2 protein-coding genes are annotated in these 1,023 nt (G+C 45.6%); both read left to right on the top strand.

All coding sequences use genetic code 11. From position 1 onward, the window contains the following. The coding region (locus BM613_RS15440) for a phage tail tube protein (RefSeq protein ID WP_219930728.1) at positions 1-728 on the top strand (728 nt) is incomplete at its 5' end. A 40-nt stretch (positions 729-768) separates the two neighbouring features. Further along, on the top strand, positions 769-1,023 hold a 255-nt coding region (locus tag BM613_RS14595; protein WP_146192859.1), incomplete at its 3' end, for a hypothetical protein.

Genomic DNA, 1,023 nt, shown 5'->3' on the forward strand with positions numbered 1-1,023 from the left:
CTGCTACCCTGCCGTCTGGTCTAAGTAAAGGTACTCGTACGACTACGCCACCTATGGATGGCTTCTCTGGTAAGCTGGCTATGGGCGATGTGTCCGTTGATGTTATTACTGAGATGGCTATTAACCTTGAGAACGGCATCGAGCCTCGCTTCGTTGTTGGTTCCAAGTTCTCTATTAAGCCAAGCTCTAAACGTCGTCAGATTAGTGGTACACTGACCGCCTACTACGAAGATAATAAACTGCGTAGTAGATTCCTGAACGAACAGGAAAGTGACCTGACTATCGACATCCTGGACGGAACTACTGGTGCTGGCTATCGTTTCAGTATGCCTCGTATCAAGATTACGGAAGCTCCGCGTCCGATCGATGGTGAAGGCGACATCATGCTGAACATGAGTTATACTGGTCTGTTGGATCAGGACGAAGGTTACAGCATTCGTATTACTAAACTTCCTCCGATTTCTTTCACGACAGATCTTACCGCCAATAAGACTATCACTAAAGGGCAAACATTAACCCTTTCAGTTGTGGTCAAAGGTGGCGAAGAACCTTATACCTATGTATGGAAGAAAGGTGGTGTTGTTATTCCGGAAGCTAAACAAGCGACATACACTAAATCTAACGCACAAGAGGCGGATGCCGGTCAGTATGTATGTGAAGTAACAGATTCACATGGTCGTACTATACCGAGCACATCTTGCCTTGTTGCTGTTAATCCTGGTGAGTAATTGGAACGGGGTGTAAACCCCGTTTTATTAAGGAACGATTATGTCTTCAGAAAACAAACAAGTATCTACTGAAGTTGCAAAGAAAGCTGTTAGTGCATCTTTCCGCGACTTTAACCTGAAAAAGAAATTAGAGAACGCTCCGCTGCTGCATTACCCGCTTGTTTTTCCAGGACAGGGCGATACAGGTCACTGGCTGAAGATTCGCAACCGCCACAGCGAAGAATTTCGTGAAGCAGATTTAAAAGCACAACGTCAGATCAGTGCGCTTGTCGTTGCCAACGGATCTTTTGAAAAG

The organism is Sulfoacidibacillus thermotolerans (assembly GCF_003144315.1).
GTDB lineage: Bacteria > Bacillota > Bacilli > Alicyclobacillales > SLC66 > Sulfoacidibacillus > Sulfoacidibacillus thermotolerans.